The following is a 17,534-nucleotide window of genomic DNA, read 5'->3' on the forward strand; positions in this document are numbered from 1 at the left end:
ACACACCCGTGTGAACGAACATGACCGTACGCGCCGGTTACCGTCATGCCGTTCATTCTCTGGACGCAAAGCCTGAGGTTCTTCTCGTGCCTGATATGAAGCTATTTGCTGGTAACGCCACCCCGGAACTAGCACAACGTATTGCCAACCGCCTTTACACCAGCCTGGGAGACGCCGCAGTAGGCCGTTTCAGTGATGGTGAAGTGAGCGTACAGATTAACGAAAATGTACGCGGTGGTGATATTTTCATCATCCAGTCCACCTGTGCTCCCACCAATGATAATCTGATGGAACTGGTTGTGATGGTCGACGCGCTGCGTCGTGCTTCTGCTGGTCGTATTACCGCAGTCATTCCCTACTTTGGTTATGCCCGTCAGGATCGCCGCGTGCGTTCCGCGCGTGTGCCTATTACCGCTAAAGTAGTGGCAGACTTCCTTTCCAGCGTCGGAGTTGACCGTGTTCTTACGGTTGACCTGCACGCCGAGCAGATCCAGGGCTTCTTCGACGTCCCGGTTGATAACGTATTTGGCAGTCCGATCCTGCTGGAAGATATGATGCAGATCGGTCTGGAAAACCCGATTGTTGTTTCTCCCGATATTGGTGGCGTAGTACGTGCCCGTGCTATCGCTAAACTGCTGAACGACACCGATATGGCCATCATCGATAAACGCCGCCCTCGCGCGAACGTTTCTCAGGTGATGCATATCATTGGTGACGTTGCTGGCCGCGACTGCGTGCTGGTCGACGACATGATCGACACCGGCGGCACGCTGTGCAAAGCGGCTGAAGCGCTGAAAGAACGCGGTGCCAAGCGCGTGTTCGCTTACGCGACGCACCCGATCTTCTCCGGCAATGCGGTTGAAAACCTGCGTAAATCCGTCCTCGACCAGGTGATTGTCTGCGATACCATCCCACTCTCTGACGAGATTAAGTCACTGCCGAATGTGCGCACGCTGACCTTATCTGGCATGCTGGCCGAAGCAATTCGCCGCATCAGTAACGAAGAATCGATCTCGGCGATGTTCGAGCATTAATCTTCGCGGAACCGGGCCCTGTGCCCGGTTTTTTTATGTCTGCCAGTCGCCCGATTAACGCGCTTCTTTTTCTGAGATTTCCGCGATAAATTCCCCTGCAATCCCCTATTTTCAACGCCACTTACTCTTTTGCTAAAACGCTGCGTTCCCCGCTTCTGCCCGGTGCCATTAAGTGGTAATTTGCAACGCAATTTTCATCAGAACCCGGCCCTCATGAACCTCGATATTTATACCTTATTTATTTGCGAGCTTTATGTGCTGGGGTTTCTGAGCATCATTATGGTTTTTGCCTGGATTGGATCGCAGTATGACCGGGTTCTGGGTTTTACATGCCTGTCACTGGTTTTTACCCTGATTTCCGTATTCTTGAGCAGCCTGCGCAGCAGTGGTCTGCATTTTCTGCCTGTTGCGGTGGGTAATGTGCTGGTGATGCTGGCGTATGGTGGATTGTTAAATGCGTTCCGACGCTTGTGCGGCAAACCCATCGGCATTCACTGGCTGTTGGGCGCTCTGCTCTGGGCACTCCTCTGTTGCTTTCCGGTGTTCTATTACAGCTTACCCAAACGGGTACTGGTGCTGTGCATCGCCTGTGTCGTCTATACCGCTGCGCTGATCCAACTGGTCTGGCTGGCACGTGACATGCTGAAAGCCACTTTCTGGCCTGCGCAGTTACTGTTGTGGATCCATCTGTTGTTTCATCTGGCACGCCTGTTTCTGGACCCGGCGATTCCCAGTGCGCAGCCCGGTGCGATTGGCGGCTCCAGCTTCTCGGTTTACGTCATTCTCGAATCAATTCTGTTTGTCATCGGACTGACGTTTACTATTCTGGCCATGGTGAATGAACGGATGCAGGTCAGCTTAAAACATGCCTCCCTGCACGATCCGTTGACTAGCGTCTGGAATCGTCGTGCCCTGTTTAACGAAGCCGGGAAAATTGCGGCGCGTTGCCGCCGTCAGAACCGGCCCTACAGCGCGATACTCTTCGATCTTGATCATTTTAAAAGCATTAATGATCGGTATGGTCATCATCAGGGAGACCAGATTTTAATTCACTTTTGCAGCATTGTCAGAGTACTGATACCGGCGGAGGGGCGCTTTGCGCGACTGGGTGGAGAAGAGTTTGCGGCGATAATTCCGGCAGGCGCAAAGGAAACGAGAGCCTGGTGTGAAGCGATCCGACTGGCGGTCTGCGCGTCACAACCCAATGCGATTACCTATTCAGTCAGCATCGGGTTTGCGACTGTGACCCACCACCAGCAGGACTTTGAAGATTTACTGGCACTGGCGGATGCGGCGCTCTACCACGCTAAGGCCAGCGGCCGGAACCGCACAGCGCAGCATCCGGTCACTGCCGTACTCAGTTAATGGTGTGAATTGGGCGTCCGCCGGCAGCGATTGTCATAGCGACGATGCCAGTAATAACGATCTTCCACTTTTTCACGCCCACTGAGACCCGCCCCCACCAGCCACAGCAGCGCACCGATAAAGATGCCTAGCATCGCACCCTGCGCCAGAAGCTGCGGCATGTGGAGGGAGGGAAGCTGATTAATAATTGAAAAACCGACGCCCAGTACCATTGTGACTAATCCCAGTACCATCAAGCTGTTACCCGCTACGCGGCAGTGATGATGTTTCATGCTGCACCTCCATCCTTATGAGTCAATAACCGCACACAATGTTAAGTGCCATAAGTTTAGGCAATGGATAGAGGCAACGTTGCGGACTGGATCACACATCAGTCATAAAGAATCCGCTGGTCCTGATTGCAGTCTGTTGATTCAGATAGAAAATGATTAATCACGGTTCTGAACCATTTCAATGCTTCGGCTTTGTCATCCTGAGTGTGGCGAAGTAAACTAACGCCCTTTCGCGATAACAGCAGGATAATCATTGTGAGCAGCATTAAACTGATTGTGGGCCTTGCCAATCCGGGCGCTGAATATGCCGCCACGCGCCACAATGCGGGTGCCTGGTATCTGGATTTACTGGCTGAGCGCCACAATCAGTCACTGAAAGAGGAAGGCAAATTCTATGGCTACACTGCCCGCCTGGCGATAGCCGGAGAGGATGTGCGCCTGCTGGTCCCGACCACCTTTATGAACCTGAGCGGTAAAGCGGTGGCGGCGATGGCGACCTTTTATCGCATTACGCCGGAAGAAATTCTGGTGGCGCACGATGAACTTGATCTTCCCCCCGGCGTGGCGAAGTTCAAGCAAGGCGGCGGCCATGGCGGCCATAACGGGCTGAAAGACATCATCAGCAAACTCGGCAACAACAACAATTTCCATCGGCTGCGCATCGGTATCGGTCACCCCGGCGACCGCAACAAGGTGACGGGATTTGTGCTGGGCAAGCCGCCCGCCAGTGAGCAGAAGCTGATTGATGATGCCATTGATGAAGCGGCGCGCTGTACTGAACTGTGGCTCAAAGAGGATCGCATCAAGGCGATGAACCGGCTGCACGCCTTCAAGCCTGCTTAAACGCCCGAATCGTCGTGATTCCGTGTATAATGCGCGAAATTTTTCAATCCGTCTCCGACAGTCCGCCTTCTGGCTCACTGTCCATCCAGTTATAAAGGGTATCAAACCATGGGATTCAAATGCGGTATCGTGGGCCTGCCGAACGTCGGTAAATCCACTCTGTTTAACGCGCTGACTAAAGCGGGTATCGAAGCGGCTAACTTCCCCTTCTGCACCATTGAGCCAAACACCGGCGTGGTGCCGATGCCTGACCTGCGTCTCGACCAGCTTTCTGAGATTGTTAAGCCGCAGCGCGTGGTGCCGACTACCATGGAATTCGTCGATATCGCGGGTCTGGTCAAAGGCGCGTCTAAAGGTGAAGGTCTGGGCAACCAGTTCCTGACTAACATCCGCGAAACCGAAGCCATCGGCCACGTGGTGCGCTGCTTTGAAAACGACAACATCATCCACGTGGCGGGTAAAGTGAACCCGGCTGAAGATATTGATGTGATCAACACCGAGCTGGCGCTGTCCGATCTTGAAACCTGTGAACGTGCGATTCAGCGTGTGCAAAAAAAAGCCAAAGGCGGCGACAAAGATGCCAAAGCCGAGCTGGCTGCACTGGAGAAGTGCCTGCCGCATCTCTCTGAAGCGGGCATGCTGCGTTCACTGGATCTGGATGCAGACGACAAAGCGGCCATCCGCTATCTGAGCTTCCTGACCCTGAAACCAACGATGTACATTGCTAACGTCAATGAAGATGGTTTCGAGAACAACCCTTACCTGGATCAGGTGCGTGCTATTGCTGAAGCAGAAGGTTCAGTCGTGGTGCCCGTCTGCGCCGCCGTTGAGTCGGATATCGCCGAGCTGGAAGATGAAGACCGTGACGAGTTCATGGCCGAACTGGGGCTGGAAGAGCCGGGCCTGAACCGCGTGATCCGCGCCGGTTACTCGCTGCTGAACCTGCAGACCTACTTCACCGCTGGCGTGAAAGAAGTGCGTGCATGGACTATTCCTGTTGGCGCGACAGCCCCACAGGCAGCCGGTAAAATCCATACCGACTTCGAGAAAGGTTTTATCCGCGCCCAGACCATCGCGTTTGATGACTTTATTGCCTATAAGGGCGAGCAAGGTGCGAAAGAAGCCGGCAAGATGCGTTCAGAAGGTAAAGAGTACATCGTGAAAGATGGCGATGTGATGAACTTCCTGTTCAACGTCTGATTTGCTGGTTGTCTCATGCGGTTTCATTAAGCCCATGAAATCTGGCAGACTCCCCAAAAATCCACGCCATTGCGTGGATTTTTCATTTTAACGCCGTACCAAGAGTGTCTGTCGGCACATTTCACCCATGCCGCAATCATGACCTGAAACGGCACCTGTTCAGCAACGGATAAACTGCGCTTCACACTGCCGGGCAATCTCCCACAGCCTGTTACGGATGACCTGCTTAAGTTGCAGAGTGGACTGCGACTGGGGCTGGTCACGGCGGCTGATCAGCATCACTTCAAACGGCAGGGGCTGCGCTATGGGCAGCAATTTTAACTGTTCGGCATAGCGGCAGGCGGTGAAGAGATCCACAATGCCCATGCCGCCACCTGCCAGCACCATATCCGCAATGACCGAATAGGTTTTAATCGACAACGACACGGCGGGATTGAGTTTCTTATCGCGCAGCGCACGGTGAAGTACGCGTCCAAGCGGATCCTGAGCCTGCATCATCAGTAAATTATTGTTGCACAACCACGCCAGCGTAACGGGTTCATGCCGGGGATGAGTGAGGGGTAGCAGCGCCACCATGGAGGACTGGAACAGAGGCTCAGCCAGCAGATCCGCATCGACCTGCTGACCAAAGACCAGCGCGAAATCGAGCTGATTATCCAGAATCATCTGGCATAAGGTACTGAAGTGCTCGGTAACCAGTTCCACACTGACGGAGGCCATCTGTTGCCGCCAGGTAACCAGGGCGGGAGCCAATACCATCTGACCAAAAGCGTGAGCTGCTCCAACGCGAACTAATTGCCCTTCGCCACGCCGCAGCTGTTCGGTGAGCTGGGTAATGGATTGCAGGCGCTGGCAGAGATCCTCTATTTCAGGCAGCAGACGTCGCCCTTCTGCCGTTACACTCATTCCCTGTAGCCGTCGCTCAAACAGCGCAAATCCCAGCTGCTGTTCAGCGTGATTCAGCACACGGCTGATATTCGGCTGCGACACATTCAGCAGGCGCGCCGCTGCGCTGATGCTGCCGGTCTGTACGATGGCCTGAAAGACCTCTATATGGCGGAGCCGCATGATGATTTACCCTGGATGGAATGGCGAACACGGAAGCCTCTCCGACAGGCTGCACCGGCGGAGGGAGAACAATCATTATCCTGCTGCAAAAACTGTACCGCAAACCGGTGCAGCTCCGGAATAATGTCGCTACGACTGCGTACTCGCCAGATAGGAGAATGCACTGAGTAAGCTGATTAACGTCTCCATCTTCTCCGCCTGATACGCCACGGTAACGGCATCCAGGCGCGTGACGCCGGGGATCAAACTGAACAGATCGGCCAGCACCGGTTTCGTGGCCTGAAGCTGCATAGCGTAAGGGGCTGTCAGCCGGGTTGTGCTCACCTGAGGGCGATGCTGCAGTGCGGCGCTTGCCGCGGCTGCGATCGCACGCTGTGCCGCTTCAGGGCTGATCGATTCCGCGCAGGTATGCGAAATGGCGCGTTTTACACAGACGTAATCGACCGCTGAGTAATGTTCCGCTATCCAGTTCTGTAACTGATCGTCGCCGGTGACCAGCAGCAATGGCGTGCCGTGTTCAGCCGCGGCGGCCGCATAAATATCGGTTTCGCCCATCACCAGACCATTGATATGGATACGCCAGAATGCCCGACCGTTAATGGTATGCGCTAGTACGCCAGGCTCACCTGCTGCGCTGTGAAATCCCACCAGAAACAGCCCGTCGAACGTCTGCTGTTCTATCCCCTCCACCATCGACAGAACGCGGGGTTTGCCCTGCACCAGTCGGGCGCGGGGATCGATATTTTCCGCACGTAAATTGGTCATCTGAGCGTGGCTGTCTGCAACCACCACTTCCGTTGCCCCGCCGGCGAAAGCGCCTTCAATCGCGGCATTCACCTCCTGCTCCATCAGACCACGGGCCAGCTGATGTTCCGGGTGACCAGGTGAACATTGTTCCGGGCGCATAACCCCCGCGATACCTTCAATGTCGGCCGAAATAAAAATTTTCATGAGGTTAATCTATCCAGAATCTGAGTCAGTGAAGGGCGATGGTGACCGCGAAAGCCGGTAACAGCCTCTGCGCTCAGCAAGGCATCCAGTACAGCCTGTTCGGTTGCATCTGCCGCCGCCGCAAGCAGCGGCTCCAGCGTGTCGTCCGGTGGCGGCAGCGGTTGCGGTTGCGTTGAAAACGCCACCGCAATATCGCCCGAGCCGTGGCCCCAGTAACTGCCCAGTCGTCCCAGACCGGCACCGGCTCGCTTCGCGATGCGCTTTAGCTGACGTGCGTCCAGCGGGGCATCCGTTGCCATGATGATGATGACAGAGCCGGCATCACGCTGCGGCGCATCTCCGGCAAGCAGCGGCGCAATCATCCCGCCGGCCCGGACGCCATCGAGCGTTAATGCCTCCAGCGCGCCGAAATTGGCCAGTACCAGCACGCCAAGCGTGGCGTTGAGTGAAGGAATAACCCGTGAGGCGGTTCCGATGCCCCCTTTCATGCTGAAACAGCTCATCCCGCGTCCCGCGCCGACGCTGCCGCGCGCGAATTCAGCGGAGGCCGTCTGCAGCGCCGCCTTAGCCATCTCCTCACTGATGGCCAGCGCCTGGATATCATTCAGCCAGCCATCGTTGCACTCCAGCACCAGTGGGTTCACCGTGGGCAACGTTCGGCCCAGTTCCGGGTTACGACGGATGGCATCCCGCACCAGCGCGGTAAACAGCGTGCCAACCGCCAGCGTGTTACTGAGCAGAATCGGCGTCTGAAGCACGCCAAGTTCCTCTATCTGAACCAGTCCGACGGGTTTCGCAAAGCCGTTCAGCACTTCAGCCCCACACGGCAGCGGCGTGAGAAACAGATTGTCGCCCGGCGGTACGACGGCGGTGACGCCAGTCTGCTTTTCGCCTTCATTAAGCGTGTAATGTCCGACAAGCACGCCCGCAACATCGCTGATGCGATTAGTGGGTCCGCAGGCGCTTCGCGGCTGCCCAAGCTGACGCCTGTCACGCCAGCGATCCAGCAGCAGGTCACGCTGCAATTGTTGGTAATCCATCGTCAGCCCTTGAGTTTGGGATCGAGCGTGTCGCGCAACGCGTCGCCAAGCAGATTGAATGCCAGCACGGTGATAAAGATCGCCAGCCCAGGAAATACGCTCATATGCCAGGATCCGGCCATCATCATGCTGCGACTCATCGCCAGAATATTGCCCCATTCCGGCACGTCCGGTTCCGGACCCAGTCCGATAAAACTCAGGCCCGCCGCGGTCAGAATACTGGTACCAATGCGCATGGTGAAGTAGACAATCACGCTGGAGAGCGTGCCGGGCAGAATATGCCGCAGAATAATCACGCGGTCTGGCGCACCGGCACAGCGAACGGCTTCAACATAGGCCGCCTGCTTCAGAGAGAGCGTCGACGCCCGCACGATGCGGGCAAATACCGGCACACTGAATACCGCGACCGCGATAATGACATTGTTCAGGCCCGCCCCCAGCAGCGCCACCACCGCAATGGCCAGCAACATGCCGGGAAACGCGAATAAGACGTCGGCACCGCGCATGATCAACATATCAACCCAACCGCCGTAATAGCCCGCCAGTAATCCGAGCATGACTCCGACCAGCATACCGATCGTCACCGACAGCACGCCGATATAGAGCGAGATACGCGCGCCATAGATAATGCGACTGAGCAGGTCGCGCCCCAGTTCGTCGGTCCCCATCCAGTGTGCCGCCGTTGGCGGTGACGATAACGCCATCCAGTCCGGCGCCATAGGATCCCAGGGCGCCAGCCAGGGCGCAAAGACCGCCACCACAATCAATAACAGCACAAAGCCACCTGAGACCAGTGCCAGCGGGTTACGCACAAAGGCATGCAGGAAATCACGCCACGGCGAACGAATAATCTGAGGCGGGTTGTCAGTCAGCGATTGACTACTCATTTCGGCTCCTGTCGCAGACGAATGGCCGGATTGACCACCGCGTAAAGCAGATCGACCAGCAGATTAATCACAATAAATTCAAACACGAACAGCATCACCAGCGCCTGAATTACCGGCTGATCCTGCGCTTTGATCGACTCTATCAATAACCAGCCTAACCCTGGCCAGTTGAAAACACTCTCCACCACGATGGATCCGCCCAGCAGAAAACCGAACTGCAGACCCAGCATGGTAATCACCGGAATGAGCGCATTGCGCATCACATGTTTCCACGTCACCAGCCGGTTACGCAGCCCTTTGGCTTTGGCGGTGCGCACGTAATCTTCCTGCGCCACCTCCAGGAAAGCCGAACGGGTAAAGCGCGCCATGACCGCCGCCACTGACGAACCCAGCGTAATGGCGGGCAGGACAATATCGCTGGCCTGGTTAAAGCCGCTGACCGAAAACAGCCCAAATGGCATCGCGACGAACTGGATGAGTAGCAGCCCCAGCCAGAAGGCGGGCATCGAAATACCGCCCACCGCCACGCTCATCAGCGTCCAGTCCTGCCATCGTCCCCGTTTCAGGGCCGCCATCACCCCGAATAATAACCCGAGAATAACGGACCAGGTAAAACCTGCTAAGGCCAGCCACAGCGTCGGCATACAGCCCTGTCGGATCACCTCCCGCACCGGTTGCTGAGTGCGATAGGTGATGCCCAGATCGCCCTGCAACAGGCTGCCGATCCAGTGGAGGTACTGCTGCGGCAGCGGATCGTTAAGCCCGAGATGCTGACGCGCCGCCTCGATGGCCTCGATGGGCGCATCCGGTCCGGCATAAGCGCGCGCCGGGTCGCCCGGCATGAGCTTGATAAAACCGAATACCAGCAACGAGACCACCAGCAAAACCGGGATCATCTCCAGTAATCGGCGAATGATGTATGCAAACATGCCATTCCCTCAAATGAGGTGTGACTGGCCTCCTCACGTCCCCGACCCGTTCAGGAGTGGTGACGAGAGAAGAAACCGTCTTATTTAAAGGACGCCTGAGTGAACAGGAAATTGCCATCAGGCAGCATCGAAACGCCGCTCAGGGTGTTGCGCTTGCCCACCAGATTGTCTGGCGTGCCAAGGAACGCCACCGGTGCTTCTTTCCATAACACTTTTTGCGCCTGTGCATAGGCAATGCCGCGCTTTGCCGGATCGGCCGTCGCCAGCCCGGCTGCGATCGCTTTGTCTGCGTCAGGGTTGCTGAAGTAGGAGACGTTATAGGAGGTCGGCACCCAGGATTCGGTGGCAAACAGCGGACGCAGCGCCCAGTCGGCATCGCCTGTTGAGGTCGACCAGCCGCCATAATAGAGGTCAAACTCCGCCTTTTTCGGGTCCTGTACACCCCACAACTTAGCGTTGCGCGTGCCGGAATCCATCGGCGTCACCGTGGCCCGAATGCCTGCCGTGGCCAGTTGCGCTTTCAGCACCTGAGCGGCACGGACGCTGGCCGTGGCATTGGTCACCCAGAGCTTAAGATCCAGACCATTCGGATAGCCCGCCGCTTTCAGCAACGCTTTGGCCTTGTCCGGCGCATAACTGTACTCAGGATCGCCCTGTTTCTGATAGAACTGTACGCCTTCCGGTATAGCGGATGTGGCCGGTTTACCCAGACCGGCAAACGCCACTTTCAGCCACAGATTACGGTCAATCGCATAGTTGATGGCCTGACGCACCCGAACATCGTCCAGCGGCTTGTGCTGCGTGTTGATCGCCATGTAATAGAGATAAATGCTCGGATCGCGCTGAATGGAGAGATGGCTGTCCTGTTTCACGGCGGCTATCAGGTCTGAAGGTAACGGCCAGATGGCATCCACCTGCCCCGATTTCAATGCGGCGACGCGTGTCGCATCTTCCGGACTCGGCGAGAAGATCACATGGTCGACTTTAGGCCATCCCTGCTGCCAGTAACCGTCATATTTCGCCAGCGTGACCGCCTTGCCCGGTGTCCAGTTAACAAATTTAAACGGACCGGTGCCGACCGGATGCAGTCGCAACTGCGCTTCGTCCGGGTATTGCTTAAGAATGGATGGACTCCACATCACCGCCGAAGGATGCGCCAGCGTGTTGATAAAGGCTCCGAACGACTGATTCAGATCGATTTTTACCTGGTCGGGTGCCAGCACCGTGACCTTATCGATCATTTTGTAGAGGCTATTACGTTTCAGCCCTTTTTTCTGATCTGCCAGACGATCAAGGTTCGCTTTGACGGCTTCGGCATCAAAAGGCGTACCGTCCTGGAAAGTAACACCTTTGCGCAGCGTAAGCGTAAATTCGGTGGCACTGTCATTGGCGGTATACCCTGTCGCCAGCCAGGACTGCAGCTTCATCTGAGGATCAAACTGGAACAGGCGTTCAAAGATGCCGCTCTGCACCGAGTAGCTGACATTATCCGAGGTGTCATGTGGATCCAGCCCCGTGATATCGGCATACATTGAAATGCGCAGATCCTGTGCCTGCGCAGTCATGACCAGCGTCGTCGTCAATGTGAGGGCTAGCGAAGTACGGCGAAACAGCGTTTTCATAGATTCTCCTGGTCGTTGAGGATAATTACAATGCAATGCCGTCAGCGACCCAGTGATGGGGCGCAACCTGGCGATAACGGGGTTTAGTGACCGTTTCGCCCACCTTACGCAACGGCGAGGGAATTTCGCTGTCATCGAAAAGACGGGGCTGACGGTTCTCGGGATCAGCGACCGGCACGGAGGCCAGCAGACGCTGGGTATAAGGATGTTGCGGCTGATTAAAGACCGACTGGCGCGGACCCAACTCCACAATCTGGCCGAGGTACATCACCGCGACGCGATTCGCAATACGCTCGACGACCGCCATATCGTGAGAGATGAAAATCCATGCCACGCCCGTTTGCTGCTGCAGGTCCATCATCAGGTTCACCACCTGCGCCTGAATCGAGACATCCAGGGCAGATACCGCTTCATCCGCAATAATCACTTTCGGTTTCAGCGCCATGGCGCGGGCAATGGCAATACGCTGACGCTGACCGCCTGAAAATTCGTGCGGATAACGACGCGCGTGCTCTGGCAGGAGACCGACGCTCTTCAGCAGCGCATCAATCTGTGGGGAAGCCTGTTCCAGTGAAGAGACCATGCCATGTAGCAGTAACGGCTCGGCAATGGTGAACCCCACGGTCAGGCGGGGATTCAGTGAGGCATAGGGATCCTGAAACACCATCTGGATTTCACGGCGCAGCGGCTGGAACGCGGCCTCTTTCAGGTCAGAAATTTCCTTTCCTTCAAAGTGAATGCTTTCAGCCTCACTGTTGATGAGGCGCATCAGCGCCCGTCCGGTGGTCGATTTGCCGCAGCCGCTTTCACCCACGATGGCCAGGGTTTCACCCGGCCACAGACTGAAATCAATCTGCTCCACCGCATGCACATGATGCGTAAGGCCCGATAAGATGCCGCTGCGAATCGGGTAATAGACTTTCAACCCACGCACATCCAGTAGCGGCGCAACGTCATAGCGAGCGGTTTGCTGTTCGCTTTGCTCAGCCTCGCGGGCACCCGGCAGGGGAAAGCGTTGCGGCCACGCGTGTTCCCGCATATCACCGAGTTTTGGCACTGCCGCCAGTAACGCCTGGGTATAAGCGTGCTTTGGGCCGGCAAAAATCTCAGACACGGTTCCCTGCTCGACCACTTCGCCACGCAGCATGACCACCACGCGATCGGCGATTTCCGCCACCACGCCCATATCATGGGTGATAAACAGCACCGCCATCTGTTTCTCACGCTGCAGGTCACGAAGAATATGGAGAATGCGCGCCTGCACGGTGACATCCAGCGCCGTGGTCGGCTCATCAGCAATCAGGAGTTGCGGATCACAGGCAAGGGCCTGCGCAATCATCACACGCTGCCGCATGCCGCCTGACAGCGAGTGCGGATAGCTTTTCATGACGCGATCCACATCGGCGATCCGCACCTGTCGTAGCAGTTCACGCACACGCGCATGGGCCTGCTTTCTGTCGCACAGATGGTGATCGCGTAATGCCTCCGTAAGCTGATCATCAACGCGCAGCACCGGATTCAGCGACGTCATGGGCTCCTGAAAGATCATCGCCATTTCACGGCCACGCAGTGTGCGGCGCTGAGCGTCATCCAGCGTTTCTAACGCATGCACGTTTCCGCTCCGGTCGCAAAACTGCATACTGCCGCGATCAACACGGCCGTTATTTGCCAGCAGGCCCATCACAGCCAGCGACGTGACCGATTTACCGGAGCCGCTTTCGCCCACGACAGCGACAATTTCACCCGGATGAATGGCAAAACTGATGCCTTTGAGTGCCTGATTTTCACCGCTGCGCCCATGGAATGAGACGCTAAGATCCTGAATCGCCAGCACGGGGGATGGCAAGGCAGCTCGGGTTGCAGGGGAAGTACGTTCTGTGTCCGTCATCGTCGCCTCACAGAGTTATAGCCAGATACGGCCTTCGGAGTAGCTCAAAAAAGGAGAACTGTCGGCGGCAAGCCAGATGGGGCCATCCAGATCGACGAACTCTGCGTTAACCGCGACGGGCAATGCCGCTTCCATGGCCAGTGACGAGCCCAGCATGCAACCGACCATGATGCGCATATTCAGCGCCCGGGCTTCATCCGCCATCGCCAGCGCTTCCGTCAGGCCACCGCACTTATCCAGCTTGATGTTGATCATGTCGTAACGATCGCGTAATCCGGCAATATCCGCCCGCGTATGGCAGCTTTCATCGGCACAGACCGGTATGGGATGCTTAAAACGTTGCAGGTCATGATCCTGTCTGGCGGGAAGGGGTTGCTCAACCATCGCAATATTGAAGGCCTTCAGTGCCACCAGCAGGCTTTCCAGTTCCAGCCCCGACCAGGCTTCATTGGCGTCGATAATGAGCGTGGCATGTGGTGCCGCTGCACGAATCGCCGCCACTTTTTCCAGAATCTCACTGCGGTCGAGCTTAATTTTGAGCAGGATGGCGCCCCGTGACACGGCATCCGCCGCTGCGAGAGCCATATTTTCCTGCGTATCCAGGCTAAGGGTTTCTGCCGTAATGACTGACTCAGGCTGAGAGCACGAACTCATTTGCCACAGCGTCTGATTCGCCCGGGCGGCATCAAGTCGCCACAGCGCACAGTCCAGCACATTGCGCGCTGAACCGGCGGGTAACCACTGTTGCAGATCATGACGGCTCAGGCCCGACTCTACCTCATTACGTACGGCTTCGAGCATAGTCTGAACGCTCTCCAGCGTCTCATCGTAACGCGCCGTCGGGGTACATTCGCCCTGCCCGATGAACCCTTCCTGCTCCAGCGTGACCCGGATGACCGTCACGGCGGTTCGGGTACCGCGTGCAATAGCAAAGGGGCGGGCCAGCGGCAGCTCCACCACCTCAATCTGCAACTGTCGCATTTCAGCCACGCTCCTGAAGCAGTGCGGCGATCCCATCAATACCAAAACGCACCGGATCCGTGGCCGGTAAGCCGAACTCAGCGCTGATGTCGGCGCAATAAGCGAGCGCCTCTTCTTCACTGTAATTGGAGGTATTGATTGCAAAGCCAGCGAGCTGAACGGACTCACTGGTCACCTGCGCGGCACGCAGATTGGCTTCAACGCACGCCTGCAGGCTGACCATGGGCTGGTGTGGCAAATGACGCATATGAGGACGTCCCATTTCGTGACACATCACCAGCCAGTGCGGTTGGGCACCTTGCATCAGCCCCATACTCACGCCCGCATAGGAGGGATGGAACAGAGAGCCCTGCCCTTCAACGATATCCCAGTGGTCCTCGTCATTTGCCGGTGACAGCGCTTCTGCGGCACCGGCAATAAAGTCAGCGATAACCGCATCCACAGCGATGCCCTCCCCCGCGACCAGAATGCCGGTCTGCCCCGTGGCACGGAAATCGGCTTTCATACCGCGCGCGCGCATCGCCGCTTCCAGCGCCAGTGAGGTGTACATCTTGCCCACTGAGCAGTCCGTACCCACCGTCAGTATCCGCTTACCTGAACGCTTCTTACCGCTGCCAACATTAAGCGCTGGACGCATATGACGCAGGTCAAACAGCTCAACGCCAGAAGCCTGCGCAAGCGTCACCAGTTCCGGCTCATCCACCAGCCGATGGTGCAGACCACTGGCAACATTCATGCCTGCTTTAATGGCACTTTTAATCGTTTCCAGCCAGTGCGCTGGCAGATAGCCGCCGGCATTGGCCGTACCCAGCACCAGCGTTTTCGCGCCGCGCGCTATAGCGCCGGGAATATCCAGTTCATCCAGACCCAGACTGACCGTGCAGCCCGGCAGTTTAATTTCGCCAACGCACTGCTCCGGCCGCCAGATATGAACGCCGCGCGCCGTTTTTGCCGCGAGGGGATCGGTAACATCGCCAAGAAAAAGTAAATAGGGTTGTGGGATTAGCATGTTGTCTCTCGTTTCAGCCAAAAGATCAGGTTCTGAAACCACTATTTCATGCGTTCTGAAAGGTGACGAATGCTTGTTTAGCAGGAGGGTATAACGGCAGGTTATAGCCAGAGGGAATAGTGATGATGGGTAGGTTTTTCAGGGGGTTTGGGACAGGGAATGGGTTCAAGCAAGGGGTGGGTCATAGGAAAAAGATTGTGTTGAGAGAAAAATAGAAGAGAGTCGCGGAATGGGTATTCCGCGATAACAGCACTACAGATCCGTAGGGGTTATTTCATGCGACGCTGCCGGGCGACGCTGGCAAGGCGTTGTGTCCGGCAGTAAATGGCAAAGAGGACAAAACCCTTCCCATTCAGTACCCAGCGAGCCCCCACCAAAGCAGCGAGTGCCAGAATCAGCCACAGGCCCGAGTGGCTAGCCGTAACAACTCTGTAGCTCAGGAGTAAAACAGTCGATATAAGCAACATTGCACAGACGTATGCCAGTCCCGCCACGCCCGCTGTATGGCCCCGCGCAAGCAGGTAACTGGCCGTAAGCATCGCGCCAATAACAACAATTGAGGGAACAAAAAAACTCAACGCATGTATCTGTGGACTCAGAGGAGGTAACGCGTGCAGAAATGTCAGCAGATTAAATGCAAATGCAACCAGCAGCAGCATCAGCACGATTGCAACCGGGAAGCCGTTTTGCCGGGGAAGCGACTCAGAAGGCTGTTTAAAATAGCGTTCAAGCTCTGAAGTGGAACGGGCAAGTATGGAATCATCCTGCCGTGCGATTGCCTGATCTAATTCGCGCCCCTGTTGCAGGAGTTCAGTGATATTTCGCCCTACAAGCCATGATAAAAATTGCATTAAATTACCGCCAGTGACTGGATTGTTCCCACGATGTAGCGTCCGGTGCGCGGCACGTTACCTGGAGCAGCAATGATACCACTGACAGCACTGCCAGCCACAGCCGCTGCGCTCGTGACGACCTGTGCGAGTTGCTTAACAAGTTCTTTTTGCACCGGTTCTACAGGAAAACGTTTTGGATAGAGTCCTGCACGGATGGCGGCTTTAAGCTCTTTATTAGTTATACCCGGGTTTTGCGCCTTAATGATTAATTCAGTAAGGCGCGCCCGGTCCTGCCTTGGATAGTTCCTGAGCCACTCCGTGGCTTTTAAAGAAGAGACCGATTTCATTGCTCGCCATGTTGCCAGAGCTTCTTTTAATGCACCGCCCACACTGGCAAGTGAAATAAGGTCAAGAGACGTTGAAGTGGCAACGTACCACTCCTGAGAGTCCAGCCACGCGACGTTTTCACCCGCGTTTTCGACGAGATCATAAACCCGGTAAATACCGTTAATACACTGCACGCCAGTTGCGGCAGCGCCAGCATAACCAATAGCAACAAGCACGCCGCTACTGCCAGCCGTTATCGGCGTTGCTGAAGCACCGATAACCGCCACGCCAGCGGTGATAATCATTGCACCACAGGAAAGCACGGTCGAGGCAATCTCCGTGCCCATTGAGGTCGCGCTTACGGCTTCACTCAGTGACTTGCCCGTATCAGACGCGGTTGCTTGCTTAGGCGTTTTGGTCACAATAAGATGTGTGACGATACCACTTTGGCCATTAGGATGACGCTGACCAGGCCGAACAAGATAACGCTGCGCGCCATCTGCATAGATGATGCCAGCCTGATAAAACTCCCGGGTACAATCCATTGCTGCACCCAGCGCCTTGAAATCAAAATCGGGTGCCCCATAACCGGTTAGTCTCGCGATGTCATAACCCGGTAAGTTATTTTCGGGATTCATTCCTGGCAGGTTCATTTTATCTCCTAATAGGCTCAACAGGATAAAAAGAGAGTTTTTTAGATATTGAAATTCGAAATGGAAAAACCATTATTACTGCACCAAAACTTTATGTAAATATGCAGGCAAAATTATAAGCTTACCGTTTTTTGATTGCACAAAAAATAGCTACCCCACCCCTCGCTTCTTGACTCAACAGACCTAATATAGGCTTTGCATGTCACCTGAAAAAATTTTAAAAACAATCACTTTCTAAATACGGCAGTAAGATTGCCACTGTGAAGTGAAGCAAAGCATAACACAAAATTTTTGAATTAATACAAGCATCACTGCCAAACATTAAATAACTGCTTCCAGATTTCCATCTCATCATCTGTAGGAAGACTATAGTCACCCGTAACCTTACGATAATTCATGAAACAAACATCTATGGCCCGTATTGAAACTGTTTTATTCTTACGGCTTCCATCAATGATAGCTTTCATCTCCTCAAGATACACTTCATTTTTAATCATTTTTTGGAAGAAAGTCTCAAGAAAATCTAAAACTTCATTGTAGGAAAATAAATCTATCATTCTCGCTCCGGTAAAACATCGACATTATCGAATTCCACTTACTTTTAATCAACATTCATCTATTGGATTTTTCCA

General features: G+C 55.3%; 17 protein-coding genes. 4 read left to right on the forward strand and 13 right to left on the reverse strand.

What is annotated here, in order from left to right:
• The first annotated feature begins 86 nt into the window (after positions 1-86).
• Both prs and ACR8BF_RS10955 read left to right on the forward strand, forming a co-directional pair.
• Entirely contained in the window at positions 87-1,034 is a 948-nt protein-coding gene (gene prs, locus ACR8BF_RS10950) for a ribose-phosphate diphosphokinase (RefSeq protein ID WP_003850825.1), read from the forward strand.
• 213 nt (positions 1,035-1,247) lie between these two features.
• The gene (locus ACR8BF_RS10955; protein WP_434744934.1) at positions 1,248-2,399 is read left to right on the forward strand and encodes a GGDEF domain-containing protein; all 1,152 of its coding nucleotides are present in this window, start codon (positions 1,248-1,250) and stop codon (positions 2,397-2,399) included.
• Here the strand turns inward: ACR8BF_RS10955 and ychH are convergent.
• Complete coding sequence (gene ychH, locus ACR8BF_RS10960) at positions 2,396-2,671, reverse strand: stress-induced protein YchH (protein ID WP_179895956.1); 276 nt, start codon at positions 2,669-2,671, stop codon at positions 2,396-2,398. The two genes, ACR8BF_RS10955 and ychH, sit on opposite strands and share 4 nt — an antisense overlap.
• Positions 2,672-2,926: 255 nt before the next feature.
• Between ychH and pth the strand changes: the two genes are divergently transcribed.
• Both pth and ychF read left to right on the forward strand, forming a co-directional pair.
• Positions 2,927-3,514 (forward strand): aminoacyl-tRNA hydrolase, encoded by a 588-nt coding sequence (gene pth / locus ACR8BF_RS10965; protein ID WP_179895957.1) that lies wholly within the window; start codon positions 2,927-2,929, stop codon positions 3,512-3,514.
• Positions 3,515-3,622: 108 nt separating this feature from the next.
• Positions 3,623-4,714: a redox-regulated ATPase YchF gene (gene ychF, locus ACR8BF_RS10970; RefSeq protein ID WP_136197908.1), complete on the forward strand. Its 1,092-nt coding sequence runs from the start codon at positions 3,623-3,625 to the stop codon at positions 4,712-4,714.
• A gap of 159 nt (positions 4,715-4,873) precedes the next feature.
• Here the strand turns inward: ychF and ACR8BF_RS10975 are convergent, their stop codons facing one another.
• From ACR8BF_RS10975 to ACR8BF_RS11030, 12 genes are all read right to left on the reverse strand, one after another.
• Positions 4,874-5,782 carry a LysR family transcriptional regulator gene (locus tag ACR8BF_RS10975; protein WP_434744935.1) on the reverse strand — a complete coding sequence of 303 codons (909 nt, stop codon included), beginning with the start codon at positions 5,780-5,782 and terminating at the stop codon, positions 4,874-4,876.
• A 129-nt stretch (positions 5,783-5,911) separates the two neighbouring features.
• Positions 5,912-6,733, reverse strand: a complete 822-nt coding sequence (locus tag ACR8BF_RS10980; protein WP_434744936.1) for a M55 family metallopeptidase — start codon at positions 6,731-6,733, stop codon at positions 5,912-5,914.
• Positions 6,730-7,773, reverse strand: coding sequence for a P1 family peptidase (locus ACR8BF_RS10985; protein WP_434744937.1), 1,044 nt, complete (start codon positions 7,771-7,773; stop codon positions 6,730-6,732). The genes ACR8BF_RS10980 and ACR8BF_RS10985 overlap by 4 nt, the downstream gene beginning before the upstream one ends.
• A 2-nt stretch (positions 7,774-7,775) precedes the next feature.
• Entirely contained in the window at positions 7,776-8,660 is an 885-nt protein-coding gene (locus ACR8BF_RS10990; RefSeq protein ID WP_434744938.1) for an ABC transporter permease subunit, read from the reverse strand.
• Positions 8,657-9,589 (reverse strand): ABC transporter permease, encoded by a 933-nt coding sequence (locus ACR8BF_RS10995; RefSeq protein WP_434744939.1) that lies wholly within the window; start codon positions 9,587-9,589, stop codon positions 8,657-8,659. Before ACR8BF_RS10995 ends, ACR8BF_RS10990 begins: the two co-directional genes overlap by 4 nt.
• Before the next feature lie 80 nt (positions 9,590-9,669).
• Complete coding sequence (locus tag ACR8BF_RS11000) at positions 9,670-11,211, reverse strand: glutathione ABC transporter substrate-binding protein (protein WP_434744940.1); 1,542 nt, start codon at positions 11,209-11,211, stop codon at positions 9,670-9,672.
• A 25-nt stretch (positions 11,212-11,236) separates the two neighbouring features.
• The gene (locus ACR8BF_RS11005) at positions 11,237-13,099 is read right to left on the reverse strand and encodes an ABC transporter ATP-binding protein (RefSeq protein WP_434744941.1); all 1,863 of its coding nucleotides are present in this window, start codon (positions 13,097-13,099) and stop codon (positions 11,237-11,239) included.
• Between the two features lie 15 nt (positions 13,100-13,114).
• A complete protein-coding gene (gene dgcA, locus ACR8BF_RS11010; RefSeq protein ID WP_434744942.1) occupies positions 13,115-14,080 on the reverse strand; it encodes an N-acetyl-D-Glu racemase DgcA in 966 nt (321 codons plus the stop codon).
• 1 nt (position 14,081) lies between these two features.
• Positions 14,082-15,089, reverse strand: a complete 1,008-nt coding sequence (gene dgcN / locus ACR8BF_RS11015; protein WP_434744943.1) for an N-acetyltransferase DgcN — start codon at positions 15,087-15,089, stop codon at positions 14,082-14,084.
• A 269-nt stretch (positions 15,090-15,358) separates the two neighbouring features.
• Positions 15,359-15,940 carry a hypothetical protein gene (locus ACR8BF_RS11020; protein WP_434744944.1) on the reverse strand — a complete coding sequence of 194 codons (582 nt, stop codon included), beginning with the start codon at positions 15,938-15,940 and terminating at the stop codon, positions 15,359-15,361.
• The gene (locus tag ACR8BF_RS11025; protein WP_314983685.1) at positions 15,940-16,902 is read right to left on the reverse strand and encodes a hypothetical protein; all 963 of its coding nucleotides are present in this window, start codon (positions 16,900-16,902) and stop codon (positions 15,940-15,942) included. The genes ACR8BF_RS11020 and ACR8BF_RS11025 overlap by 1 nt, the downstream gene beginning before the upstream one ends.
• A gap of 308 nt (positions 16,903-17,210) precedes the next feature.
• Positions 17,211-17,459: a hypothetical protein gene (locus ACR8BF_RS11030; RefSeq protein ID WP_434744945.1), complete on the reverse strand. Its 249-nt coding sequence runs from the start codon at positions 17,457-17,459 to the stop codon at positions 17,211-17,213.
• Positions 17,460-17,534: the final 75 nt, after the last annotated feature.

The sequence above is a fragment of the Candidatus Pantoea rara genome (genome assembly GCF_051136265.1).
GTDB lineage: Bacteria > Pseudomonadota > Gammaproteobacteria > Enterobacterales > Enterobacteriaceae > Pantoea > Pantoea rara.

Excerpts from the sequence above, each read along its gene's own strand:
- ychH (WP_179895956.1), bottom strand. The coding sequence starts at position 2,671 with ATGAAACATCATCACTGCCGCGTAGCGGGTAACAGCTTGATGGTACTG.
- ACR8BF_RS11030 (WP_434744945.1), bottom strand. The coding sequence starts at position 17,459 with ATGATAGATTTATTTTCCTACAATGAAGTTTTAGATTTTCTTGAGACT.
- ACR8BF_RS10995 (WP_434744939.1), bottom strand. The coding sequence starts at position 9,589 with ATGTTTGCATACATCATTCGCCGATTACTGGAGATGATCCCGGTTTTG.
- ACR8BF_RS10990 (WP_434744938.1), bottom strand. The coding sequence starts at position 8,660 with ATGAGTAGTCAATCGCTGACTGACAACCCGCCTCAGATTATTCGTTCG.
- ACR8BF_RS10975 (WP_434744935.1), bottom strand. The coding sequence starts at position 5,782 with ATGCGGCTCCGCCATATAGAGGTCTTTCAGGCCATCGTACAGACCGGC.
- ACR8BF_RS10980 (WP_434744936.1), bottom strand. The coding sequence starts at position 6,733 with ATGAAAATTTTTATTTCGGCCGACATTGAAGGTATCGCGGGGGTTATG.
- ACR8BF_RS11025 (WP_314983685.1), bottom strand. The coding sequence starts at position 16,902 with ATGAACCTGCCAGGAATGAATCCCGAAAATAACTTACCGGGTTATGAC.
- ychF (WP_136197908.1), top strand. The coding sequence starts at position 3,623 with ATGGGATTCAAATGCGGTATCGTGGGCCTGCCGAACGTCGGTAAATCC.
- ACR8BF_RS10955 (WP_434744934.1), top strand. The coding sequence starts at position 1,248 with ATGAACCTCGATATTTATACCTTATTTATTTGCGAGCTTTATGTGCTG.
- dgcN (WP_434744943.1), bottom strand. The coding sequence starts at position 15,089 with ATGCTAATCCCACAACCCTATTTACTTTTTCTTGGCGATGTTACCGAT.
- ACR8BF_RS11000 (WP_434744940.1), bottom strand. The coding sequence starts at position 11,211 with ATGAAAACGCTGTTTCGCCGTACTTCGCTAGCCCTCACATTGACGACG.
- ACR8BF_RS11020 (WP_434744944.1), bottom strand. The coding sequence starts at position 15,940 with ATGCAATTTTTATCATGGCTTGTAGGGCGAAATATCACTGAACTCCTG.
- ACR8BF_RS10985 (WP_434744937.1), bottom strand. The coding sequence starts at position 7,773 with ATGGATTACCAACAATTGCAGCGTGACCTGCTGCTGGATCGCTGGCGT.
- dgcA (WP_434744942.1), bottom strand. The coding sequence starts at position 14,080 with ATGCGACAGTTGCAGATTGAGGTGGTGGAGCTGCCGCTGGCCCGCCCC.
- ACR8BF_RS11005 (WP_434744941.1), bottom strand. The coding sequence starts at position 13,099 with ATGACGGACACAGAACGTACTTCCCCTGCAACCCGAGCTGCCTTGCCA.